Annotated in this window: 24 protein-coding genes; 10 read left to right on the top strand and 14 right to left on the bottom strand. The window is 74.2% G+C overall.

Going from position 1 to position 21,456, the window contains the following annotated elements; all coding sequences use genetic code 11:
• Positions 1-21: 21 nt before the first annotated feature.
• Complete coding sequence (locus ABT129_RS07290; RefSeq protein ID WP_351897701.1) at positions 22-1,008, top strand: ROK family protein; 987 nt, start codon at positions 22-24, stop codon at positions 1,006-1,008.
• A 50-nt stretch (positions 1,009-1,058) separates the two neighbouring features.
• Here ABT129_RS07290 and ABT129_RS07285 read toward each other — a convergent pair whose 3' ends face one another.
• Complete coding sequence (locus ABT129_RS07285; protein ID WP_351897699.1) at positions 1,059-1,241, bottom strand: DUF8839 family protein; 183 nt, start codon at positions 1,239-1,241, stop codon at positions 1,059-1,061.
• Positions 1,242-1,379: 138 nt separating this feature from the next.
• On the opposite strand from ABT129_RS07285, the gene ABT129_RS07280 reads away from it, so the two are divergent.
• Complete coding sequence (locus ABT129_RS07280) at positions 1,380-2,414, top strand: NUDIX hydrolase (protein WP_351897696.1); 1,035 nt, start codon at positions 1,380-1,382, stop codon at positions 2,412-2,414.
• 61 nt (positions 2,415-2,475) lie between these two features.
• On the opposite strand, the gene ABT129_RS07275 is transcribed toward ABT129_RS07280, so the two are convergent.
• The gene (locus ABT129_RS07275; protein ID WP_351897694.1) at positions 2,476-3,156 is read right to left on the bottom strand and encodes an MBL fold metallo-hydrolase; all 681 of its coding nucleotides are present in this window, start codon (positions 3,154-3,156) and stop codon (positions 2,476-2,478) included.
• A gap of 219 nt (positions 3,157-3,375) precedes the next feature.
• Positions 3,376-4,740, bottom strand: a complete 1,365-nt coding sequence (locus ABT129_RS07270) for a dipeptidase (RefSeq protein WP_351897691.1) — start codon at positions 4,738-4,740, stop codon at positions 3,376-3,378.
• Positions 4,741-5,147: 407 nt separating this feature from the next.
• Here ABT129_RS07270 and ABT129_RS07265 point away from each other — a divergent pair, with 407 nt between their 5' ends.
• Positions 5,148-6,521 (top strand): geranylgeranyl reductase family protein, encoded by a 1,374-nt coding sequence (locus tag ABT129_RS07265; RefSeq protein ID WP_351898084.1) that lies wholly within the window; start codon positions 5,148-5,150, stop codon positions 6,519-6,521.
• An 87-nt stretch (positions 6,522-6,608) separates the two neighbouring features.
• Here the strand turns inward: ABT129_RS07265 and ABT129_RS07260 are convergent, their stop codons facing one another.
• Positions 6,609-7,061: a nitroreductase family deazaflavin-dependent oxidoreductase gene (locus ABT129_RS07260; RefSeq protein WP_351898082.1), complete on the bottom strand. Its 453-nt coding sequence runs from the start codon at positions 7,059-7,061 to the stop codon at positions 6,609-6,611.
• Positions 7,062-7,348: 287 nt separating this feature from the next.
• Here ABT129_RS07260 and ABT129_RS07255 point away from each other — a divergent pair, with 287 nt between their 5' ends.
• Complete coding sequence (locus ABT129_RS07255) at positions 7,349-8,044, top strand: TetR/AcrR family transcriptional regulator (RefSeq protein WP_351897689.1); 696 nt, start codon at positions 7,349-7,351, stop codon at positions 8,042-8,044.
• A gap of 58 nt (positions 8,045-8,102) precedes the next feature.
• Here ABT129_RS07255 and ABT129_RS07250 read toward each other — a convergent pair whose 3' ends face one another.
• The 4 genes from ABT129_RS07250 to ABT129_RS07235 all read right to left on the bottom strand — a co-directional run bounded on the left by ABT129_RS07250 (position 8,103) and on the right by ABT129_RS07235 (position 10,301).
• Positions 8,103-8,576: a GNAT family N-acetyltransferase gene (locus tag ABT129_RS07250; protein ID WP_351898080.1), complete on the bottom strand. Its 474-nt coding sequence runs from the start codon at positions 8,574-8,576 to the stop codon at positions 8,103-8,105.
• A gap of 71 nt (positions 8,577-8,647) precedes the next feature.
• The gene (locus tag ABT129_RS07245; protein ID WP_351897687.1) at positions 8,648-9,070 is read right to left on the bottom strand and encodes an arsenate reductase ArsC; all 423 of its coding nucleotides are present in this window, start codon (positions 9,068-9,070) and stop codon (positions 8,648-8,650) included.
• On the bottom strand, positions 9,067-9,900 hold the full coding sequence (locus ABT129_RS07240) for an aquaporin (protein WP_351897684.1): 834 nt from the start codon (positions 9,898-9,900) through the stop codon (positions 9,067-9,069). Before ABT129_RS07240 ends, ABT129_RS07245 begins: the two co-directional genes overlap by 4 nt.
• Positions 9,897-10,301: an ArsR/SmtB family transcription factor gene (locus ABT129_RS07235; RefSeq protein ID WP_351898077.1), complete on the bottom strand. Its 405-nt coding sequence runs from the start codon at positions 10,299-10,301 to the stop codon at positions 9,897-9,899. The genes ABT129_RS07240 and ABT129_RS07235 overlap by 4 nt, the downstream gene beginning before the upstream one ends.
• Before the next feature lie 200 nt (positions 10,302-10,501).
• On the opposite strand from ABT129_RS07235, the gene ABT129_RS07230 reads away from it, so the two are divergent.
• The 3 genes from ABT129_RS07230 (at position 10,502) to ABT129_RS07220 (ending at position 12,952) form a co-directional block, all read left to right on the top strand.
• Positions 10,502-10,915, top strand: coding sequence for an ArsI/CadI family heavy metal resistance metalloenzyme (locus ABT129_RS07230; RefSeq protein WP_351897682.1), 414 nt, complete (start codon positions 10,502-10,504; stop codon positions 10,913-10,915).
• A gap of 103 nt (positions 10,916-11,018) precedes the next feature.
• Positions 11,019-12,290 (top strand): sensor histidine kinase, encoded by a 1,272-nt coding sequence (locus tag ABT129_RS07225; RefSeq protein ID WP_351897679.1) that lies wholly within the window; start codon positions 11,019-11,021, stop codon positions 12,288-12,290.
• Positions 12,287-12,952 (top strand): response regulator transcription factor, encoded by a 666-nt coding sequence (locus ABT129_RS07220; RefSeq protein ID WP_351897677.1) that lies wholly within the window; start codon positions 12,287-12,289, stop codon positions 12,950-12,952. The genes ABT129_RS07225 and ABT129_RS07220 overlap by 4 nt, the downstream gene beginning before the upstream one ends.
• Positions 12,953-12,961: 9 nt before the next feature.
• Here ABT129_RS07220 and ABT129_RS07215 read toward each other — a convergent pair whose 3' ends face one another.
• A complete protein-coding gene (locus ABT129_RS07215) occupies positions 12,962-14,476 on the bottom strand; it encodes an MFS transporter (protein ID WP_351897674.1) in 1,515 nt (504 codons plus the stop codon).
• Positions 14,477-14,563: 87 nt separating this feature from the next.
• On the opposite strand from ABT129_RS07215, the gene ABT129_RS07210 reads away from it, so the two are divergent.
• A complete protein-coding gene (locus tag ABT129_RS07210) occupies positions 14,564-14,953 on the top strand; it encodes a MarR family winged helix-turn-helix transcriptional regulator (protein WP_351897672.1) in 390 nt (129 codons plus the stop codon).
• A gap of 32 nt (positions 14,954-14,985) precedes the next feature.
• On the opposite strand, the gene ABT129_RS07205 is transcribed toward ABT129_RS07210, so the two are convergent.
• The gene (locus ABT129_RS07205) at positions 14,986-15,723 is read right to left on the bottom strand and encodes a maleylpyruvate isomerase family mycothiol-dependent enzyme (protein WP_351898075.1); all 738 of its coding nucleotides are present in this window, start codon (positions 15,721-15,723) and stop codon (positions 14,986-14,988) included.
• Positions 15,724-15,787: 64 nt separating this feature from the next.
• Positions 15,788-17,011 (bottom strand): MFS transporter, encoded by a 1,224-nt coding sequence (locus ABT129_RS07200; RefSeq protein WP_351897670.1) that lies wholly within the window; start codon positions 17,009-17,011, stop codon positions 15,788-15,790.
• 467 nt (positions 17,012-17,478) lie between these two features.
• Here ABT129_RS07200 and ABT129_RS07195 point away from each other — a divergent pair, with 467 nt between their 5' ends.
• Positions 17,479-18,705: an ROK family protein gene (locus ABT129_RS07195; RefSeq protein ID WP_351897667.1), complete on the top strand. Its 1,227-nt coding sequence runs from the start codon at positions 17,479-17,481 to the stop codon at positions 18,703-18,705.
• Positions 18,706-18,707: 2 nt separating this feature from the next.
• Here ABT129_RS07195 and ABT129_RS07190 read toward each other — a convergent pair whose 3' ends face one another.
• Positions 18,708-19,169 carry an SRPBCC family protein gene (locus ABT129_RS07190; RefSeq protein ID WP_351897665.1) on the bottom strand — a complete coding sequence of 154 codons (462 nt, stop codon included), beginning with the start codon at positions 19,167-19,169 and terminating at the stop codon, positions 18,708-18,710.
• A gap of 110 nt (positions 19,170-19,279) precedes the next feature.
• Here ABT129_RS07190 and ABT129_RS07185 point away from each other — a divergent pair, with 110 nt between their 5' ends.
• Positions 19,280-20,050 carry an SAM-dependent methyltransferase gene (locus tag ABT129_RS07185; protein ID WP_351897663.1) on the top strand — a complete coding sequence of 257 codons (771 nt, stop codon included), beginning with the start codon at positions 19,280-19,282 and terminating at the stop codon, positions 20,048-20,050.
• Between the two features lie 27 nt (positions 20,051-20,077).
• Here the strand turns inward: ABT129_RS07185 and ABT129_RS07180 are convergent, their stop codons facing one another.
• A complete protein-coding gene (locus tag ABT129_RS07180) occupies positions 20,078-20,734 on the bottom strand; it encodes a DUF4865 family protein (RefSeq protein WP_351897661.1) in 657 nt (218 codons plus the stop codon).
• A gap of 34 nt (positions 20,735-20,768) precedes the next feature.
• Entirely contained in the window at positions 20,769-21,335 is a 567-nt protein-coding gene (locus ABT129_RS07175) for a TetR/AcrR family transcriptional regulator (protein ID WP_502981686.1), read from the bottom strand.
• Between the last annotated feature and the right edge of the window lie 121 nt (positions 21,336-21,456).

Here is a 21,456-nt window from a genome sequence, read left to right as displayed (position 1 = left end):
CCGAGTGGAGACCCCGCGCCCATGCAGACCGATCCCGCCACGGGCCCCGCCGACGGTCTCGTCGTCGCCCTCGACATCGGGGGAACCAAGATCGCCGGCGCCCTCGTCGACGGCGGGGGTCGCGTCCGTGTCCGCTCCCAACGGCCCACGCCCGCGCGCGAGGACGGCGAGACGGTCATGGGAGCGGTCGAGGGCGTGCTCGCCGAGCTCGCCGCCTCGCCCCTGTGGGAGGCCGCCGGGGCCGTCGGCATCGGCAGCGCGGGCCCGGTCGACGCGTTCCGCGGCACGGTCAGCCCGGTCAACGTGCCCGGCTGGCGCGACTACCCCCTCGTCGAACGGGTCCACCGGGCGACCGGCGGACGCCCCGTCACCCTGGTCGGCGACGGCGTCGCCATGACCGCCGCCGAGCACTGGCTCGGCGCCGCCCGCGGCCACGACAACGCCCTGTGCCTGGTGGTCTCCACGGGCGTCGGCGGCGGCCTCGTCCTCGGCGGCCGGGTCCACCCCGGCCCCACCGGCAACGCCGGTCACATCGGCCACATCGTGGTGGACATGGACGGCGAGCCCTGCGCCTGCGGCGGGCGCGGCTGCGTCGAACGCGTCGCCAGCGGCCCGAACCTCGCCCGCCGCGCGCTGGAGAACGGCTGGCGCCCCGGGCCCGACGGCGACGTCTCCGCCGCCGCGGTGGCCGCCGCCGCGCGCGCGGGGGACCCGATCGCCGTCGCCTCCTTCGAGCGGGCCGCGCAGGCGCTCGCGGCGGGCATCGCCGCGACGGCGGCCCTCGTCGAGATCGACATCGCGGTCGTCGGCGGCGGGGTGGCGGGCGCGGGCGAGATCCTCTTCGCCCCGCTCCGGCGCAGCCTCGGCAGGTACGCCACGCTCTCCTTCGTCCGGGACCTGACCGTCGTCCCGGCCCTCACCGGCACCGACGCGGGCCTCCTCGGCGCGGCGGCCGCGGCGTCGAGCGGGGCGCACGGGCGGCGCGCGGGGGCGGACTCACTGTCCTGACGCCGGAGCGCGGCAGCCGGACGGGCCGGGGCGCCGAACCCCCGAGCCCGTCACTCCTCCCGTACCCGCTCCAGCGTCCGCTGCTCCACGATCACCAGGAACGTGTCGGACTCCAGGTCCATCACGACCCGGGCCGGCACCCCCTCGTCCCGTCGCGCCCCGGCGAATTCCTCCGCCGGCCAGCTGCCCCGCGGGCCGCCGGCCGGGAAACGTTCGAGAACCCTACGACTCATTCTCCGCACCCCCTCGTGCTTGCCGTTCTCAACGACGGCTGCCCGGAAGTGTCACGCACATGCCGAGACACGCCGTCGCGGGTTTCCGTGGCAGGGTGTTGCGGGCAAGCCACTGGGGGCTACCGAAGAGGGGGAATCGTGATCGTCTGGATCAACGGGACGTTCGGCGCGGGAAAGTCCAGCACCGCGCGCGAGCTGGTCGATCTGATCCCGAACAGCACGCTGTACGACCCCGAGCTCACCGGCGGGGGGCTGCGCCGCCTCCTCCCGGCCAAGCGGCTCGACGAGGTCGAGGACTACCAGGACCTGCCGATCTGGCGGCGGCTGGTGGTCGACACGGCCGCCGCGCTGCTCGCCGAGGTCGGCGGCGTCCTCGTCGTCCCCATGACCCTGCTCCGCCAGGAGTACCGGGACGAGATCTTCGGCGGGCTCGCCGCCCGCCGCATCGAGGTGCGCCACGTCCTGCTCGCTCCGGAGGAAACGATCCTGCGTCAGCGGATCGACAACCGGGCGGAGTACGGGGACCCCGAGGTCGACGCCCGCGTCCGCGCGTGGTGCCACGGCCACGTCGCGCCCTACCGGGCCGCGCTCGACTGGCTCGCCGCCGACGCGTACACCGTCGACACCTCGGCCCTCACCGTGGCCGAGGCCGCCCGGTCCGTCGCCGACGCGGTCCGCTCCGGCCTCGCCGCCCCCTGCTCCATCGTCCAGACCCCCGAGCCCACCCGCGAGACCCTCGCCGCCGGCGTCCTCCTCTTCGACGAGCAGGACCGCTTCCTGCTCGTCGACCCCACCTACAAGCCCGGCTGGGAGTTCCCCGGCGGTGTCGTCGAGACCGGGGAACCTCCCGCCCGCGCCGGGATGCGCGAGGTGGCCGAGGAGATAGGCCTTGAACTCGACGCCGTGCCCCGCCTCCTGCTCGTCGACTGGGAACGCCCCCAGCCCCCCGGCCACGGCGGGCTGCGCCTCCTCTTCGACGGAGGCAGACTCGACCCCGCCGACACCGAACGCCTCCACCTCCCCGGCGCCGAACTCCGCGGCTGGCGCTTCGTCACCGAGGAGGAGGCCGCCGACCTCCTGCCACCCGTCCGCTACCGGCGCCTCCGCTGGGCCCTGCGCGCCCGCGAACGGGGCACCGTGCTCAACCTGGAGGCGGGAGTCCCGGTGGGCTGAGGCGCCGACAGGGGTCTCGGCGCCGCCCTGGTCCTCCGCACGGCCGCCGCGGACCTCGTCGCTACGCGACCGCGGCGGCGAGCAGGGCCGCCGTGTCCCGGGTCACCGGGGCGCCGTGGCCGCAGCACAGCACCGAAGGCGCGAGCTTCGCGAGCGCGCGCATCGACTCCATGGCGAGTGCGCGGTCGACGTGGAACACACCGAAGGTCACGCCCTGGACCGAGGCCACCGTGTCCCCGGTGAACAGCACGCCGTGGCGCGGAAGATGGACGGCGATCGAGCCGGGTGTGTGGCCGGGGGTGTGGACCACGACCGCCCCGTCGCCGAAACCGAGCTCCTCGCCGTCCTCGACCTCCCGGTCCACCCGGGTCGGCGGCGCCTCCGGCACCGTCAGACCGTGCTCGAACAGCGGGAGCTCCCAGTCCAGCAGGTCGGGCTCGGGGACCGGCGCCTCGCCCCGGATCACCGGAGCGTCCAGCCGGTGCGCGAGGATCTCGGCGCCGTACCGGTCCGCCAGCTCCCGCGCCGCACCGACGTGGTCGCGGTGGCAGTGCGTCAGCACGATGCGGCGCAGCCGGTCCGGGTCCAGTCCGGCCGCCCGTATCGCCGTGGCCGTCCCGGACGCCGTACCGGCCCAGCCGGCGTCGATCAGGGTCAGCTCCTCGTCGTCCTGCCAGAGGTAGGCCTGGCCGATGGAGAAGTCGAGGAGGTGCAGGCGCGGGGTGATCCGTAGGGGTTCCATACGGCGAACCTACGCATCCGCGCAGGTCCACCGTGGGCTTCTACGCTCTCGGCGAGCTTCGCCGAACGCTGAACGGCCGGCTGGGAGCGCTCGGCCGGGACCGGCCTGTTCAGCGTTCGGCGGGCTGGGAGCGATCGGCCGGGACCGGCCTGTTCAGCGTTCGGCGGGCTGGGAGCGATCGACCGGGACCGGTCGACCGGGGGCGGCCTCGACGAGTCGTCAGACCTGCTTCGAGCGCGCGTAGTTGACCAGGAAGTGCGCCTCGGCCACCGACAGGCGCTCCAGCTCCTCGGGCGACACGGACTCGTTGGGCGCGTGGATCTGCGCCTCCGGCTCGCTCAGCCCGATCAGCAGGATCTCCGACTCCGGGTACAGCGACGCCAGCGTGTTGCACAGCGGGATCGAGCCGCCCATGCCCGCCGTCTGCATCTCCTCACCGGGGTACGCGATCCGCATGGCCTCCGCCATCGAGGCGTACGCGGGGCTCGACGTGTCCGCCTGGAAGGGCTGGCCCTGGCCGACCTGTTCGAGGGAGACCCGGGCGTTCCACGGGGTGTGCTTCTCGATGTGCGCGAAGAGCAGCTTCGTCACCTCGGCCGAGTCCAGGCCCGGCGGCACCCGCAGGCTGAGCTGGGCACGGGCCGACGCCGGGATCGAGGGGGTGGCCCCGGCCACCGGGTGGCAGTCGATGCCGATGACCGTGACGGCCGGACGCGCCCAGATCCGGTCGGCGACCGTGCCGGCGCCCGGCAGTGCCACCCCGGCGAGGACCTTGGCGTCCTGACGGAAGTCCTCCTCCGGGTACTGCAGCCCCTCCCAGACCTGGTCGCCCGGCAGCCCGTCGATGACGGTCGAGCCGTCCGGGCCGCGCAGCGAGTCCAGTACGCGGATCAGCGCGGCCAGCGCGTCCGGCGCGGCACCGCCGAACTGACCGGAGTGCAGGTTGCCCTCCAGGGTGTCGATCCCCACCCGGATCATCGTCATACCGCGCAGGGTCGCGGTCACGGTCGGCAGGCCCACGCGGAAGTTGCCCGCGTCGCCGATCACGATCGTGTCGGCGGCCAGCACGTCGGGGTGCTGCTCGGCGTACCGCTCCAGACCGCCGGTGCCCTGCTCCTCCGAACCCTCGACGATCATCTTGACCGTCACGGGCACGCCGCCGTTCGCCTTGAGGGCGCGCAGCGCGAGCAGGTGCAGGATGAAGCCGCCCTTGCAGTCGGCGGTGCCACGCCCGTACCAGCGGCCGTTCCGCTCGGTCAGCTCGAACGGCGGGGTGAGCCAGGCGGACTCGTCCAGCTTCGGCTGTACGTCGTAGTGCGCGTAGAGAAGGACGGTCGGCGCCCCGGCCGGGCCGGGCAGGATGCCGTACACCGACTGCGAACCGTCCGGGGTGTCCAGCAGCGCCACGTCCTGGAAGTCCTCGGCGCGCAGGGCGTCCGCGACCCAGCCGGCCGCGGCCTCGCACTCGCTGCGCGGCGCCACGGCCTCGTCCGCCACCGACTCGAAGGCCACCAGCTCCGTGAGCTCGGCCTTGGCCCGGGGCATCAGGGACCGTACGGTCTCGGCGATCGGATTCGAGGTCATGGGCACGCTCCTGATGGGTGCGACGTTACGACGTAAGGACGGCGTTCGGCGTATGTCGTGGTACGGCGAACGCACCGCCGATCCTACGGCGCGGGGCTCTGGCTACCGCGCCGTAGGATGCGTCAGGAGCAGACCACCGGTCGGATCAGGAGCAGAAGCACATCGTGAGCAGCGAGCACGCAGAGAACGCCGGTCCGGAGAACACCGCGCCCGAAGGCGCGGCTCCTGAGGGCATCGGTGTGGAGTCGGCGAGGGAATCGGTACCGGACACCGCCGCGTCGGACGCGGTCACGGACGGGACCACGGACGGAACGGTGGACGGGACCGCGGACGCCGCGGTCCATGGCGCGGGTGACGTGGTGTCGGACGGCCCGGCCTCGCCGGACGAGACGCCGGACGAGACGGCAGTGGCGGACGCGGCGTACGCGGCCGACGAGGACGACGAGTCGGCCGACGTCTGGGACGTCGTGGTCGTCGGCGCCGGACCGGCCGGCGCCTCCGCGGCCTACGCGGCGGCCGTCGCCGGACGCCGGGTCCTGCTCCTGGAGAAGGCCGAACTGCCCCGCTACAAGACCTGCGGCGGCGGCATCATCGGACCCTCCCGCGACTCCCTGCCGCCCGGCTTCGAACTGCCCCTCCAGGACCGGGTGCACGCCGTCACCTTCTCCCTGGACGGACGCTTCGCCCGCACCCGCCGCTCGCGCAAGATGCTCTTCGGGCTCATCAACCGCCCGGAGTTCGACGCGCAGCTCGTCGAGCACGCCCAGAAGGCCGGGGCCGAACTGCGGACCGGCGCCATGGTGACCCGCGTGGAGCAGCACGGCCCGGCGGTCCCGGACCGGCGGACCGTCGCCGTGGTCCTCTCCGACGGCGAGACCGTGCTCGCCCGCGCGGTCGTCGGCGCCGACGGCAGCGCCAGTCGCATAGGCGCCCATGTGGGGGTCAAGCTCGGCCAGGTCGACCTGGGACTGGAGGCGGAGATCCCCGTACCCCCGTCCGTGGCCGAGGACTGGAAGGGCCGCGTCCTCATCGACTGGGGCCCGATGCCCGGAAGTTACGGGTGGGTCTTCCCCAAGGGCGACACGCTGACCGTCGGCGTCATCTCGGCGCGCGGCGAGGGCGCCGCCACCAAGCGGTACATGGAGGACTTCGTCGCGAGGCTCGGCCTCGCAGGCTTCGAGCCCTCGGTCTCCTCCGGTCATCTGACGCGCTGCCGCACCGACGACTCGCCGCTCTCCCGCGGCCGTGTCCTCGTCTGCGGCGACGCGGCCGGGCTCCTGGAGCCCTGGACGCGCGAGGGCATCTCGTACGCGCTCCGCTCGGGCCGCCTCGCCGGTGAGTGGGCGGTACGGGTCGCCGAGGCCAACGACGCGGTCGACGCCCGCCGTCAGGCCCTGAACTACGCCTTCGCCATCAAGGCCGGGCTCGGTGTCGAGATGGCGGTCGGCCGCCGGATGCTCGCCGTCTTCGAGCGCCGGCCGGGACTGCTGCACGCGACGCTCACCGGGGTGCGCCCGGCCTGGAACGCCTTCGCGGACATCACGCGGGGTTCCGCGACGCTCGGCGGCATGGTCCGCTCGAACGGCATGGCCCGACGGGCGCTGGAGCTGCTGGACCGGCGGATGGACACCACGACGGGTGTCGGACCCGCGGGCCGCGGGGTCGGCCAGCGCGAGCGGTCGGCGCCGGAGGGCGAGGTCCTCGACGAGGGCCAGGGCGAGGCGACGAACGCCCCCGACGCCGAGGCCCCCGAGAAGCCGCAGGCCCCTGAAGCGGTCTGAGCGAAGCGGCTGAGGCGAGCGAAGCGGTCGAGGCGACCGCAGGAGACGAAGTGAGTGCGGCCGACGGGCTCCGCCGCTCCGGCCGGTTCACGCGGCCGGGGTGGCGGAGCCCGTCGGCGTGACACGGAAGACGGGGTGCTTGGGGGCGATGGCGCGCAGCTCCGCGTCGGAGGAGTCGGGGCCGACACCGCCGAAGAAGACGCCGACCTCCGCCTTCCAGCGCTTGAGGTAGGCGCGGAGCAGCGCGGGCTTGTCGTCGTCGGCGACCTCGGTGACGGTGAAGTCCTGCGTGTGCTTGCCGAGGATCAGCTGCCCGCCGCCCGCGGCCCGCATGTTGTGGGTCCACTGGACGTGTCCGCGCGGGGCCACGAGGTACCGGACGCCGTCCACGGTGAGGAGGTTGACGGGGGTACGGCGCCACTCGCCGCTCTTGCGGCCGCGGACGGCCAGTACGCGGGACCCCCGGACGCTGATGCCGCGTCGGGTCATCCAGGCGACCGCGCGGTTGAGGACGTTCACCGTGATCCAGCCGGGCTTCATGACGTGGGCGGCGGGTGCGGAGCTGTGCGCGCCGGGGGAGTCGGCGGAGCTGTTCGGACCGGGAGAGCCGTTCGAGCCGGGGGAGCCGTTCGAGCCGGAGGGCTGGGCGGCGGGCTGAGGGGTCATGGGGTCCTCCTGCGGGATCGGAGCCGAGGGGCGGGGCAACCGCGGAAGCAAAGTGTGAGCACTGCTCTCGCTTGAGACCAGTGTGCACGTATCCCTGCTCCCAAGCAAGAGCAGTGCTCTCATTTCGAATCACCGATCCGAAAGTGGATACACTGCTCTCCATGACGACCGTTCAAGGAGCCCGCGCCCGCGCCCGTATCGAGATCACCGCCGCCATCAAGGACGAGGCCCGCACCCAGCTCGCCGCCGAAGGCGCCGCCAAGCTCTCCCTGCGGGCGGTCGCCCGCGAGCTGGGCATGGTGTCGTCCGCGCTCTACCGCTACTTCCCGAGCCGCGACGACCTGCTCACCGCCCTGATCGTCGACGCCTACGACGCCCTCGGCGCCGCCGCCGAACAGGCGGCCTCGGCGACCGCGGGGCAGCGGCCCCTGGACCGCTGGACCGCGGTCTGCCGGGCGGTCCGCGCCTGGGCCGTCGCCCACCCGCACGAGTACGCCCTGATCTACGGCTCACCGGTGCCCGGCTACACCGCGCCCCAGGACACCATCGGGCCCGCCGCCCGCGTCGGCCTCGTCCTCATCGAGATCACACGCGGCGCGCATCACGGTGAGGGCGTCGCCCTCGTCCCGCTCCCGGAGGCGCTCGCCCCGGAAGCCGCCCGCCTGGCCGCCGACATCGCCCCGGACCTCCCCCCGGCCCTCGCGGTCACGCTCGTGGCCGCCTGGTCGCAGCTGTTCGGCCTCGTCTCCTTCGAGCTGTTCGGCCACTTCCAGAACATCGTCGAGGACCGCGACACGTTCTTCGCGACGGCCGCACGCCGGCTCGGCCAGGACGTGGGCCTGCTGCCGCGCGGCTGAGACGGACGCGGTGCGCGGGGAGCGCCCGGCGCGGTGCGCGGGAGCGCCCGGGGGCCGGTCAGCCGATCGCGGGGCTGCGGCGTTCGACGAGGACGACGTCCCGCCACACTCCCCGGTGGCGCCCCAGCCGCTCGCGGGTGCCGACGACGCGGAAGCCGGCCCTGGCGTGGAGGGCGAGGCTGGCCGTGTTCTCCGGGAAGATGCCCGACTGGACCGTCCAGATCCCGGCCGCCTCGGTGGACGTCAGCAGCTCCGTGAGCAGGGCCAGTCCGATGCCGCGACCACGGGCGTCGGGGTGGACGTAGACGGAGTGCTCGACGACTCCGGCGTACACGCACCGGTCGGAGAGGGGTGTGACGGCCGCCCAGCCGAGGACCCGGCCGCCCTCGTCGACGGCCACCGGGCGGTGCTCCGGTGCCCGGGTGCCGTCGAACGCCTCCCAGGTGGGTGCGGCCGTCTCGAACGTGGCGTCGCCGCCCTCGATGCCGAGCCGGTAGATCTCCAGTACCTGTTCGGCGTGCGCGGGCAGCATCGCGACGATCCGCACGGAGCCCTCGCCCCCACCGGTGCCGGAGTCCCCGGCCCGACCGGTCACGCCGCCGGTCACGCGGCAGCCACCTCGATGCCGAGCTCGGCGAGCAGTTCTCGGACGAGGTGCTCGATCCGGTCGCGGATCGGGCGTACGGCGGCGACGCCCTGGCCTGCCGGGTCGTCCAGCCGCCAGTCGAGATACCGCTTGCCCGGGAAGTACGGGCAGGCGTCGCCGCAGCCCATGGTGACGACCACGTCGGATTCCCGTACCGCCTCGACGGTGAGCACCTTCGGGGTCTCGGCCGAGATGTCGATGCCGACCTCGTCGAGGGCCTCGACGACGGCCGGGTTCACCGCGTCGGCCGGAGCGGACCCGGCCGAGCGCACCTGGACGCGTCCCCGCCCCAGGTGGGTGAGGAACGCGGCGGCCATCTGGGAGCGTCCGGCGTTGTGCACGCAGACGAACAGGACGGACGGGACCGGGGTGGCGCTCACGGGCGGGCACTTCCTTCACGGGCGGGAGGAGACGCGGGTACGGGGACGGGCGCGGGCGCGGACGGGACAGCGGGCTCCGGTGCGGGACCGGGTACGGCCGCGGACTCGCCGGCGGCTGCGGCCGCGGACCCGGACGCGGCCGCGCGGCGGCCGAACAGCAGGACGAACAGTGCGAGTCCGGCGATCAGTCCGCCCAGTTGCGCGACGACGAACATCGGCACAGAGCCGGGTGCGATGCCGGCGAAGGTGTCGGTGAGGGCGCGGCCGGCGGTGACGGCCGGGTTGGCGAAGCTGGTGGACGAGGTGAACCAGTAGGCCGAGCCGATGTAGGCGGCCACGGCGACCGGGGCGAGGTGCGCGCGCCCGGCCCGGTTCAGTCCGAGGACCAGCAGCACCAGGCCCGAGGTCGCCACGACCTCACCCAGCCACAGGTGTGGGGCGGACCGCTCCTGCGTGGACCACCGGAGCAGCGGCTCGGCGAACATCGCGTCCGCGAGGACCGCGCCCAGGGCCGCCCCGGCGATCTGCGCGGGCAGGTAGGCGGCGACCTCGCGCGCGTGCGGTCCGGCGCGGTCGCCGGAGCGGCGGCCGGTCGCCCAGGACGCCAGGGTGACGACCGGGTTGAAGTGGGCGCCCGAGACGGGTCCGAGCAGGGCGATGAGGACGCCGAGGCCGAACACGGTCGCCACCGCGTTGGCGAGCAGCTGCACTCCGACGTCCTCGCTGAGCCGGGAGGCCTGGATTCCGGAGCCCACCACCACGGCGACGAGCGCGCCGGTGCCGACGAATTCGGCAGCCGCCCGGCGCCCGAGCGAAGCCGTGGAGCTCACCGGGAGGCCCCGGTGGTCCCCGCCGCCCCGACTGCCCCGACCGACTCGACCGCCGCGACCGACTCCACCGCCCCTTCGGGCGCGCCGGGCCCCGAGGTCGCCTCCCCCGGAGCCCGGAGCAGCGAGGAGAGGCGCGTCAGGGCGGCGGGCAGCACCCAGTAGTAGACCCAGGTCCCACGCCGCTCGGAGCCGACCAGTCCGGCCTCCCGGAGCACCTTCAGATGGTGGGAGATCGTCGGCTGGGACACGTCGAACGGCCCGGTCAGATCGCAGACGCAGGCCTCGCCGCCCTCGTGCGAGGCGATCAGGGACAGCAGTCGGAGGCGGACGGGGTCGGCCAGCGCCTTGAACATCCGCGCGAGGTCGACGGCGGCCTCCGCGCCGAGGGGCTCCCGGACCATCGGCGAGCAGCAGGCCTCGGCGGCGTCCGGCGCGAGCGGCGGCCGTTCCAGATTCGACATGTGTCTATATTGACGGCTGTCTCTTCAAGGAGCAACCTGGGGGTCAAGATATCGACGGTCATCGATACAAGGCGGTGCGCGGCGTTCGATGCCGTGGCCCCGGTGATCGCCGTACAGGAACCCGATCGGGGAGTCCCGCCATGTCCCGTGTCCAGCTCGCCCTGCGCGTCTCCGACCTCGAAGGCTCGATCGCCTTCTACTCCAGGCTGTTCGGCGCCGAGCCCGCCAAGCGTCGTCCCGGCTACGCGAACTTCGCCCTCGTCGAGCCGCCGCTCAAGCTCGTCCTCATCGAGGGCGAGGCGGGGGAGGACACCCGCCTCGACCACCTCGGCGTCGAGGTCGGCTCCACCGAGGACGTCGCCGCCGCCACCGACAGGCTGGCGCGGGCCGGTCTCGCCACCCTCCCGGAGACCGACACCTCCTGCTGCTACGCCCTCCAGGACAAGGTGTGGGTCCACGGACCCGGGAAGGAGCCCTGGGAGGTGTACGTCGTCAAGGCCGACGCCGACACCCTCGCCAAGACCCCCGGCGCCCCGGACGCCTGCTGCGCCTGAGCGCGCGGAGCCTGGCAGGGCCCCGTCTACTCCGCCGGGAGTAGACGCGATGACCCCGCCGGGCTGACGTGCGGCCGGGCCCGGCGCCGTTAGCGTGGCGGGCATGGAAAAGGAGCGGCCGCACGGGGGCGCAGACGGGGGACCGGCGCGCGCGCCGGGGGCGCCTGACGGGCGTGAACGCGAGGGCCGACGGGCCGCGCTCCGCGCGTGGGGCCGGTGGCGGCGGGGTGAGGGCGGCCCGGGGCTGCCGTGGCGCTCCACGGTGCTGATCGCCGTGGTCGTCATGGCGGGCACCGGGTTCGCCGCCCGGAACCAGCCCGACCGGGAGGCGCTCGACGCGCTGGGGCGGGCGCTGCTGCTCCTCGGCGCGGGCGCGCTGCTGTTCCGTCACCGCCGCCCCGTTCCCGTGGTGTTCGGCGTCGCGGCGGTCACGCTCGGCTACCTCGTGGCCGGCTACCCGTACGGCCCGGTCTTCGTCCTGGTCGCCGTCGCCTGCTTCGCGGCGGTCGTGCACGGTCACCGCACCGCCGCCGCGTGGGCCCTCGGTCTGCTGTGGGCCGGCCATCTGCTGCTCTCGCACTGGCTCTACCGCTGGCTGCCCCCGGCGGGCGACGGCCCCGCCCCCTGGGGGCAGGAGCTGCCCGCCGCCGCCTTCGCCGTCGCCGTACTGGCCGCGTCCGAGACGGTCCGGGTGCGGCGTGAGCAGCGGGCCCACCTGCGCGCCGAGCGGGCCGCCGCCGAGCGCCGCCGCGCCGACGCGGAACGGCTCCGCATCGCCCGTGAACTCCACGACGTCCTCGCCCACTCCATCTCCGTGATCAACGTGCAGGCAGGGGTGGGCCTCGCCCTCCTGGACTCCGATCCCGAGCAGGCCAGGACCGCGCTGACCACCATCAAGGCCGCCAGCAAGGAGGCGCTCGGCGAGGTGCGCCAGGTCCTCGCCACCCTCCGTACCCCCGGCGACGCGCCCCGCGCCCCCGCGCCCGGCCTCGGCCGGCTCCCCGAACTCGTCGAACAGGCCGCGGCGGCGGGCCTCGCCGTCACCGTCACCACGACCGGCTCCCGCGCCGACCCGCCGCCCGGCGCCGACCTGGCCGCCTTCCGGATCGTGCAGGAGGCGCTGACCAACGTGGTCCGCCACTCCGGCTCCCGGACGGCCCGGGTGCGCGTCGGGTACGGCTCCGGGCGCCTGGAGCTCACGATCGACGACGACGGCCCCGCCACCGGCACCGAGGCGGGCGGCAGCGGGAACGGCCTCGCCGGCATGCGGGAGCGGGCCGCCGCCCTCGGTGGCACCATCGAGGCGGGCGCCCGCCCGGACGGCGGCTTCCGCGTCCACGCCGCACTCCCGCTCCGCCCGGAGGAGACCCCGTGATCCGCGTGCTGCTCGCCGACGACCAGTCGCTCGTCAGGGCGGGGTTCCGGGCGCTCCTCGACGCCCAGCCGGACATCGAGGTGGCGGGGGAGGCCGCCGACGGCGGCGAGGCCGTGGAGCGGACGCGCGACCTGCGCCCCGACGTCGTCCTCATGGACATCCGGATGCCGCGGCTCGACGGTCTGGAGGCCACCTGGCGCATCACGGACGACCCGGACCTCGGGGAGGTCCGGGTCGTCATGCTGACCACCTTCGAACTCGACGAGTACGTCTTCGAGGCGATCCGCGCCGGCGCCTCGGGCTTCCTCGTGAAGGACACCGAGCCGGAGGAACTCCTCCGGGCGGTGCGCGCCGTCGTGCACGGGGACGCGCTGCTCTCGCCGGGCGTCACCCGCCGGCTGATCGAGGAGTTCGCGGCCCGTTCCAAGGCCCCGGCGGCCACGGCCGCGCTCGGTGTCCTCACCGAGCGCGAGCGGGAGGTGATGGCCCTGGTGGGGATAGGCCTCTCGAACGACGAGATCGCCCGCAGGCTGGTCGTCAGCCCGCTCACCGCGAAGACCCACGTCAGCCGGGCCATGGTGAAGCTGGGCGCCCGGGACCGGGCGCAACTCGTCGTCCTGGCCTATGAGTCGGGGCTCGTCAGGCCCGGCTGGCTGGGCTGAGGGAGCGCCTCAGTCGCGGACGGCGACCTTCGCGGGAGCGTCTTCGGCCGCCGTTCCGCTCGCCTCGGCGGGCGTGGAACGGGCCACCACGACCGACGGCTCCCCGCCCCGCTGCTTCCGGAGCCCTGGCAGGGTGATGAGCAGTCCGGCCAGCGCGATGACGGTGACGACGGCCAGGCCCGGACGGTAGTGGTCCAGGACCGCCTGCGGGGAGGCGGCCCCCGCGCCGCCGTCCGCCGTGATCACGGCGGTGACGACGGCGAGGAACAGCGCGCCGCCGACCTGGATCGAGGTGTTGAGCAGCCCCGACACCATGCCCTGCTCGTGGTCGTCCACGCCGTTGGTGGCCTGGATGTTGAGCGAGGGGAACACCAGGGCGCAGGCGGCGCCGAGGAGCAGCATCGACGGCAGGATGACGGCGGCGTACTGCGGGGTCAGGGAGATCCGCAGGAACAGCGCGTACGCGACGACGAGCAGCGTGAAGCCGACGGCGATGACCCGGGGCGTGCCGAAGCGGTCCACGATGCCGCCGATCTTGGTGGACGAGAGGGCCACGAGCACACCGGCGGGCAGGAAGGCGAGGGCCGTCTGGAGCGCGGACCAGTGCAGCAGGGACTGCATGTACTGGGTGACGATGAACTGGAAGGCGACGTACGAGCCGAAGAACGCGGCGGCGCCGAGCTGGGCCCGTACCTGCGAGCCGGAACGCAGCACCCCGAGCCGTACGAGGGGACTCGCGCTGCGCCGTTCGATCAGGACGAAGGAGACGAGCAGGGCGGCGGCCACCAGGAAGGACAGCAGGGTGCGGGCGGAGGTCCAGCCGACCTCGGGGGCCTGGACGACGGTGAAGACGAGCAGCAGCATCGCGGACGTGCCGGTGACGGCGCCCGGCAGGTCGTAGCCGCCGGCGGAGTTCTCGCGGGCGCTGTGCGGGATGAGGCGCAGCGCGAAGACGAGGGCGATCAGGGCGACGGGGGCGGGGAGCAGCATGGTCCAGCGCCAGCTCAGCTCGGTGAGCAGCCCGGACAGGACCAGGCCCATGGAGAAGCCGGTGGCCGCGCAGGTGGTGTAGATGGCCAGGGCGCGGTTGCGCTGGGGGCCCTCCTTGAAGGTCGTGGTGATGATCGACAGGCCGGCGGGGGCGGTGAAGGCGGCGCTGAGGCCCTTGATGAAGCGGCTGGCGATCAGCAGCGGCCCGGAGTCGACGAGGCCGCCGAGCAGCGAGGCGAGCGCGAAGACGGCGAGGGCGATGAGGAAGACGCGGCGGCGGCCGAGCAGGTCGGCGGCGCGCCCGCCGAGGAGCAGCAGGCCTCCGTAGCCGAGGATGTAGCCGCTCACGATCCACTGGAGCGTGGCGGTGGAGAGGCCGAGGTCGGTGGCGATCGAGGGCAGGGCGACGCCGACCATGGAGACGTCGAGGGCGTCGAGGAACATCGCGGCGCAGAGCACGAGCAGGGTGCCCCAGAGACGCGGACTCCAGCGTTCCTGGACGGAGTCGGGCGCGTCGGTGAGCGGAGAGGTCATGGGCAGCACGGTACATGCGCACGCATTGAATGCAAGCGCATTTAATTCCCGTGCAACAAAAGAGGTCGTTTCTGCTAACGTGCGGTCATGGCAGCGAACAAGCCCGAACGCGCGCTCGTGGACGAGTGGCGTGACGTCCTCGCCCTGCACGCCCGTACGACCTGTGAGCTCGACCGGGCGCTCCATCCCCATGGACTCGGAGCCAGCGACTTCGAGGTCCTCGACGTCCTCGCCGAGGGCGCGGCCGAGGACGGCCCGGCCTCCTGGCGCGTCCAGGAGCTGGCCGGGCGGGTCCACCTCAGCCAGAGCGCCCTGTCCCGGCTGGTCGCCCGCCTGGAGAAGGACGGCCTGGTCCTGCGCGGGATGTGCCCCGAGGACCGGCGCGGTGTCCAGGTGAGGCTGACCGAGAAGGGCCTCGCCCGCCACGCGGAGGTGCTGCCGCTGCAGCGCGACGTACTGACCCGGATGCTGGCCTAGGGTCTGTCGTCACCTTCCCGTCTGGCCCTGGCTCAGCCGATCCCCGAGGTCTCGCGCCACAGCCGGGCGAGCCCCTCGTCCCCGGTGATCGTCACGGCGCCGACGGGCAGCCGGTTCCACAGGGTCAGGTACAACCGGTCGGCGGGGCCGCTCAGTTCGGTGTCGGCCGCCGCCCCGTCGCCGCGCTCCGCCCGGGGCGGCTCCGCCGAGAGCCGTACGGTCCAGACGTCACCCGTGTCGGTCGCCCGCACCCGCAGGGTCCGGGGCCCGGGCGTCCGCACCCGGCTGCCGTCCCGGCCGTGGAAACCGCGCAGCAGCTCGTCGATGCCGTCGGCGGCGAGCGCGGGGTCGACCGCCCCCGGACCGCCCGGGAGCGCCGACTCCGCGTCCGCGCGGTGGACGGTGGCCTCGTGCGCCTGCCGCCGCGCCCAGAAGGCGAGCGGCGAGTCGGCGGGGAGGAAGGTCCAGCACGTCAGCGTCTCCGGCGCCGCGCGCAGGGCCGCGACGAGCCCCGTGTGCCCCTCGCGGTAGTACGCCAGCAGCGCGTCGCCGTCGAGCGCGGTCTCGTCGTCGGCCGGGCGGTACGCCGGCCGCGCCTCGGCGATGAGGTCCGTGGCCCACCGGTGCACCATCGTCGTGTGCCGCAGAAGGTCCCGGATCCGCCACTCCGGACACGTCGGCACCGCCGCGTCCACCCCGGCCGCGGCGGCGGCCTCGGCGAGACCGTGACCGGCCCTCTCCAACGCGTCGATGTACTCGGAAGTCTTCATCCCCATGGCCGGATTCTCGCAGCCCGCGGCCTCCCGCACCCCACATCGCACCAGGAAGCCGACTTCAACTCACCCGTGGAGCTCCCGCGTTACGGGCCCAGTACCCCATCACGGCGGCACCGGCGGCGAGCGCGGCGACCGTCGTGAGGGCCACCGGCAGGGAGAACCAGTCGGCGAGGAACCCGATGGACGGCGGACCGAGGAGCATTCCCCCGTACCCGAGCGTGGACGCGGTCGCGACCCCGGCGGGACCGGCGACGGCGCCCGCGCGGGCCACGGCGACGGGGAAGATGTTGGCCAGACCGAGACCGGTGACCGCGAAGCCCAGCAGGGTGGCCCAGACGGTCGGCGCGAGGGCGCCGAGCAGCATGCCCGCGGCGGCCGTCGCACCGCCCGCGACCAGGGTGCGGGTCTGGCCGAGGCGTTCGAGCAGGGCGGTTCCGGAGAGCCGGCCCGCGGTCATGGTCAACGCGAAGACGGAGTACCCGGCGGCGGCCACCCCGGGGTGCGCGCCCAGGTCCTGCTCCAGATGGAGCGCGCCCCAGTCGGCGAGTGCCCCTTCGCCGTACGCCGTGCAGAGCGCGATGACCCCGAAGACGACGACGACACGGCGGGATCCGCCCGACGGCCCGTCCCCGGCACCGGCCGTGAGGGACTCGGGCGGCGGCCCGGGGGAGGGGTGACGGAGCAGTACGGGCCCTGCGACCGCGGTCAGGGCCAGGCCGACGACGGTGAGCCCGAGCAGATGGGCGGTGGGGGAGAGTCCTCCGGCGAGCAGCCCGCCGAGCCCCGCGCCGATCATGCCGCCGAGGCTGAACGCGGCGTGGAAGCTCGGCATCACCGGGCGCCGGAGCGCGGCCACGAGGTCGACGGCCGCGCTGTTCATGGCGACGTTGATCCCGCCGTACGCGGCGCCGAAGACGAGCAGGACGAGGCCGAGCGCGAGCGGGGACCGGGTGAGCGCCGGCAGGGCCACGGAGAGCGAGAGGAGTACGGCGGTGGTGACGGTGACGACGTGGGAGCCGTACCGGCGGCAGAGGCGACCGGTCAACGTCATGGTGATGACGGCACCGGCGGACACCCCGAGAAGGGCGAGGCCGAGGTCGCCGGCGGAGGCGCCGGTCTGCTGCTTGACGGCGGGAATCCGGACGACCCAGCCGGCGAACAGGAAACCGTCGAGGGCGAAGAAGAGGGTCAGGGCGAGGCGGAGGCGGGACAGGGAGTGCGCGGCGGTGTCTCCGCCGGAGCCCCCTGATGTGGCCGTCCGTACTTTGTTTAGTAGCGGCACAAACTCAGGATAGGGGGATCCCCCACCCGCAATCAAGCGAACGAATCCCGAGCCCCCCACAGGACCCCCGCCCAAGGAACTCGGCCCCGGACCCGCCCGCCAAGCTCGGCCTCGGGGCTCACCCCCCCCGGGTCAGCCCCCACGGGTCAGCAGCCCCGGGTGAGTCCGCCGACGGTTCAGCCCTCCACAGATCAGCCCTCCGAAGGGTCAGTCGGCGACGAGCGGGAGTGGGGGACGCGCAGGGGCCGTGTTCGGGACGTAAAGCGTGATTTGTGGCGCGTAGGAAGGGCGCCCACGTTCCAAGGCCCAGAACGCGCCGTAAATCATGCAGTCCCGGACACGGCCCCGGAGCGGCCCCCACGGCCACCCCGACCGGGAACCGCCTCACCACGCCCCCCGCAGGCAGCCGAACCCCCAGACACGTACCCGGAACCGCCCCACCCCCCGATCATGGGAGACTCGCCCCCATGAACGGCAAGGCGACGACGACCCGAACACGGCTGGACAGGGGGCGCAACGCGCTCGGCCCCGCACTGGAGCTGGTGCACACCGGCAGGGCACCCACCAGGGCCGTCCTCACCGCCGAACTCGGCGTCACCCGAGCCACCGCCGGCGCCGTCGCCGCCGAGCTGGAGGCCCTCGGCCTCATCCGCGTCGACTCCAACCCCGGCGCCGCCGCCGGATCCCAGGGCCGGCCGTCCCACCGTCTCGCCGTGGACGAGAAGGGCCCCGTCGCCCTGGCCGCCCAGGTCCACGCGGACGGCTTCCGCGCCGCCCTCGTCGGTCTCGGCGGCACCATCGTCGCCACGGCCCCGGGCTGCGTCACCGTCTCCGCGGACCCGGCCCAGGTCCTCGGCGCCGTGGTCGACGCGGGCGCGGCCCTGCTGCGCGAGACCGGCCGCCGCTGCGTCGGCGCGGGCCTCGCCGCCCCCTCCGCCGTCGCGGAGCCCGAAGGCACCGCGCTCAACCCGCTGCACCTCGCCTGGCCGGCCGGAGCGCAGGTGCGGCAGATCTTCGCCGAGCGGGTACGGGCCGCCGGTATCGAGGGCCCGGCCTTCACCGGCAACGACGTGAACCTCGCGGCCCTGGCGGAGCACCGCCACGGCGCGGGCCGCGGCGCCAGGGACCTGCTCTGCGTGGCCACCGGCCACCGGGGTGTCGGCGGCGCGCTGGTCCTGGACGGCCGCCTGCACACCGGCAGCGCGGGCCTCGCCCTGGAGGTCGGCCATCTCACGGTCAATCCGGAGGGCCGCCCCTGTCACTGCGGCAGCCGGGGTTGTCTGGACGTCGAGACCGACCCGCTCGCCTTCCTGACGGTGGCGGGCCGTGCGCCGGGTCCGGAGGTCTCGCTGCTGCAGCAGTCCCGTGACCTGTTGCGCACCAGCCCCGACGACCCGGGGGTCCGGGTCGCGGTGGGGGAGTTGATCGACCGTCTGGGACTGGGTCTCGCCGGTCTGGTGAACATTCTCAACCCCGACCGCATCATCCTCGGGGGGCTGCACCGCGAGCTCCTGGACGCGGACCCCGAGCGGCTCCGCGCGGTCGTGGCGGACCGGAGCCTCTGGGGCCGCAGCGGCGGGGTGCCGATCCTCCCCTGCACCCTGGACCACAACAGCCTCGTCGGCGCGGCCGAACTGGCCTGGCAGCCGGTGCTGGACGACCCGCTGGCGGCACTGGGCCGCGAAGCGGTCTGACGTCAGGGCCGCTCCTCCACGAGCGAGGCGAGCCGGTCGAGGGCCGTGCGCGTGCCCGCCTCGTTGTCGGCGGCGGGGACGGCGTCGGGAACGCCTTCGTGCACGAGGACCACGTCCGTGCCGCCCTCCAGGGCGATCAGCGTCGTGGTGACGGTCATGGCACCCCGCAGGCGCGGGTCGGGCGTCTCGAACTCGAGGATCTCGACGACACGTTCGTCGGGCAGCAGCTCCACGAAGCGCCCGTGGTACGTGTCCGTGCGCGCCCCCGACTTGCCGACGCCGTCCGCCGTCCCGTACGTGAGGGAGACCCGGAACGTCCCCCCTTCGCGCGCGTCGAAGTCGTGCACCTCGCAGGTCATCCCGTACGGCACCCGCCAGCGCGGGACGGCCTCCGGGTCGAGGAGGGCGCGGTAGACGGCGGCGGGCGGGGCGTCGATGTGGCGGGACACGCGCGTGGTGTACACCCGTACCAGGCTAGGCCGTGGGCGCTGCGAGCGCTCCTCGACCGGGCGGGGGACCCACCGGGGAAAAACCCCCTGGGCCGGGGCGGCAGGAGGACGTACCGTTCCGCCTCATGACCTCTTCGGAAAACGATCTTCCTCCGCGCCTCGGCGGCCTCACCTTCCACGGCCCGCTCTCCGAGGCCCGCGCCACCCGCCTGATCGAGCGGCTCGCCGCCACCGGGCCCGTGGACGTGCTCGACATCGGCTGCGGCTGGGGCGAGTTGCTCCTGCGGGTCCTGGAGGCCGCCCAGGGGGCCAAGGGAGTGGGGATCGACATCAACGCCGAGGACCTGGCCCGGGGCCGGGAGCTCGCCGAGGAGCGAGGGATCGCCGACCGCGTCGAGTTCGTCGAGGAGTCGGCGCTCGGCACGGACCGGGGCCCCGTCGACGCGATTCTCTGTCTCGGGTCGAGCCAGGCGCTGTGCGACCCCGAACAGCCCCACGACCCCGCCGCCGCCCTGCGCGAGCTGCGCCGACTCGTGCGACCGGGCGGGCGGGTGGTCCTCGGGGAGGGCTTCTGGGAGCGCACGCCCACCGAGGCGGAGCTGGCCGCCATGTGGCCCGGCGCGCACGTCGGGGACCACTTCACCCTCGGTGCCCTGGTCGACCTCGCGATCGAGGCGGGGTTCCGGCCCGCGTGGATCGAGACGGCGAGCGCGGAGGAGTGGGAGGAGTTCGAATCCGGCTACCGGTACGAGACCGAGGTGTGGCTCGCAGCTCACCCGGACCACCCGCTGGCGGCCGAGACCCGCGAGCGGGTCGACCGGCAGCGCGCGACCTGGCTGAACGGCTACCGGGGCGTCCTCGGCATCACGTACCTCACCCTCGTCGCGGTGGCGTAGGGGCAGCGGCGGGCGGCAGGGCGCTGATCACCACTGCCGCCCCGCCTTCAGCCCCGCTCGTCCGGGCGCCGAGAGGTGAAGCACCTGGAAGCGCTCGCCCTCGTCGGCGGGCGCTTCCGTGCCCGCCCAGAGGGTGAGGGTCAGCAGCTCCCAGTGGCGTGGATCCACGGCGAGGGCGGAGGCCACCACCCCGTCCCGCCGTGCCTCCCGCGCGTGCCGGGCCACCGCGTCGGCGACCGCCCCGCCGGGCGGGACGGCCTCCGCGAGCGGGGTCCTGCGACGCGTCGCGGTGCCCGGAACCGAGGCGGCCGCGGGCCCTTCCTCGTACGACAGCCCGGTCCAGTGCTGCACCACGGGCCGGCCGAAGTCGTCGACGATGCCCTGGAACCCCGGACCCCAGAGGAAGGAGTTCATTCCCTCGGGGGTGGCCCACAGATAGAAGGGCGCGTACTGGTTCACGGGCGACGACGCCGCCACGGACGACGCCGACCCCGCCACGGGCAAGGCCCCCGCCACGGACGACGGCGACTCCGACAGCCCGTCCCCCCGCTCCCGTATCAGGTACGCCTTCAGGCCGAGCCCGGGAAAGGTGTCGAGCAGATGCCCCTTCGTCGCCACGCGTCTGCGGATGATCTCCATGTCGTAGTCGGCGGGCAGGGTGATCTCGTACTGCATCGCGTGCACGGAAGGGCTCCGTTTCTCTCTCCGAAGGGGGCGGTCAGTCGGCGTCACGAGGGGCGAGCAGGGCCAACAGCCCCCGCACCGCGCTGTCGAAGGGCGCCCTCGACCCCGTGGCGCGGGCCAGGACGTACCCGCCCTGCACGGTCGCCAGGACCGTCGCCGCCGTCTCGTCCGCGTCCAGGGAGCCGCTCAACTCCCCACGGTCCAGGCCCTGCTGGACGACCTCGGCGAGCCGGGTCCGCAGCCGGCCGATGACCTCGTCGACCGGGGCGCGCAGCGCGGGTTCGGCGACGATCTCGGGGTCCATGGTGAGCCGCCCCACCGGGCAGCCGCGCAGGACGTCGCGCTCGCGCAGCAGGTAGGCCTCGATCCGGCCGTACGCCGTGCCCTCGCCGCCCAGGACCGCCTCGGCCGCCGCCCCCATCTCCTCCGCCGTGCGCCGGATCGCGGCGAGCGCCAGGTCGGGCTTGCCCGCGAAGTGGTGGTACATGCTGCCCTGCCCCGCCCCGGCGGCCTGCTGGACGGCCTTGGGGCTGGTCCCCACGTACCCGCGCTCCCACAGCAGTTCGCGGGTCGCCTCGATCAGCCGCTCGGACGTGTTCATGCTCATGACGCCACTGTACATACCAGTAGGTACAGCCCGGAAGATCGGTGGAGGTACTCCCCACGTCGTACGCGCGAAGCCGCTGCCCGTACGACGCCCCGGACCCCCTCCCGGCGAGAGG

The organism is Streptomyces sp. NPDC002057 (assembly GCF_040296665.1).
Taxonomy (GTDB): Bacteria; Actinomycetota; Actinomycetes; order Streptomycetales; family Streptomycetaceae; genus Streptomyces.
This window is presented reverse-complemented; position numbering and strand designations above follow the sequence as displayed.

Bases quoted from the DNA above. Each gene is read 5' to 3' on its own strand.
- ABT129_RS07290 (WP_351897701.1), top strand. From the start codon at position 22: ATGCAGACCGATCCCGCCACGGGCCCCGCCGACGGTCTCGTCGTCGCC.
- ABT129_RS07285 (WP_351897699.1), bottom strand. From the start codon at position 1,241: ATGAGTCGTAGGGTTCTCGAACGTTTCCCGGCCGGCGGCCCGCGGGGC.
- ABT129_RS07275 (WP_351897694.1), bottom strand. From the start codon at position 3,156: ATGGAACCCCTACGGATCACCCCGCGCCTGCACCTCCTCGACTTCTCC.
- ABT129_RS07270 (WP_351897691.1), bottom strand. From the start codon at position 4,740: ATGACCTCGAATCCGATCGCCGAGACCGTACGGTCCCTGATGCCCCGG.
- ABT129_RS07260 (WP_351898082.1), bottom strand. From the start codon at position 7,061: ATGAAGCCCGGCTGGATCACGGTGAACGTCCTCAACCGCGCGGTCGCC.
- ABT129_RS07255 (WP_351897689.1), top strand. From the start codon at position 7,349: ATGACGACCGTTCAAGGAGCCCGCGCCCGCGCCCGTATCGAGATCACC.
- ABT129_RS07250 (WP_351898080.1), bottom strand. From the start codon at position 8,576: ATGCTGCCCGCGCACGCCGAACAGGTACTGGAGATCTACCGGCTCGGC.
- ABT129_RS07235 (WP_351898077.1), bottom strand. From the start codon at position 10,301: ATGGTCCGGGAGCCCCTCGGCGCGGAGGCCGCCGTCGACCTCGCGCGG.
- ABT129_RS07230 (WP_351897682.1), top strand. From the start codon at position 10,502: ATGTCCCGTGTCCAGCTCGCCCTGCGCGTCTCCGACCTCGAAGGCTCG.
- ABT129_RS07225 (WP_351897679.1), top strand. From the start codon at position 11,019: ATGGAAAAGGAGCGGCCGCACGGGGGCGCAGACGGGGGACCGGCGCGC.
- ABT129_RS07215 (WP_351897674.1), bottom strand. From the start codon at position 14,476: ATGACCTCTCCGCTCACCGACGCGCCCGACTCCGTCCAGGAACGCTGG.
- ABT129_RS07210 (WP_351897672.1), top strand. From the start codon at position 14,564: ATGGCAGCGAACAAGCCCGAACGCGCGCTCGTGGACGAGTGGCGTGAC.
- ABT129_RS07205 (WP_351898075.1), bottom strand. From the start codon at position 15,723: ATGAAGACTTCCGAGTACATCGACGCGTTGGAGAGGGCCGGTCACGGT.
- ABT129_RS07195 (WP_351897667.1), top strand. From the start codon at position 17,479: ATGAACGGCAAGGCGACGACGACCCGAACACGGCTGGACAGGGGGCGC.
- ABT129_RS07185 (WP_351897663.1), top strand. From the start codon at position 19,280: ATGACCTCTTCGGAAAACGATCTTCCTCCGCGCCTCGGCGGCCTCACC.
- ABT129_RS07175 (WP_502981686.1), bottom strand. From the start codon at position 21,335: ATGAACACGTCCGAGCGGCTGATCGAGGCGACCCGCGAACTGCTGTGG.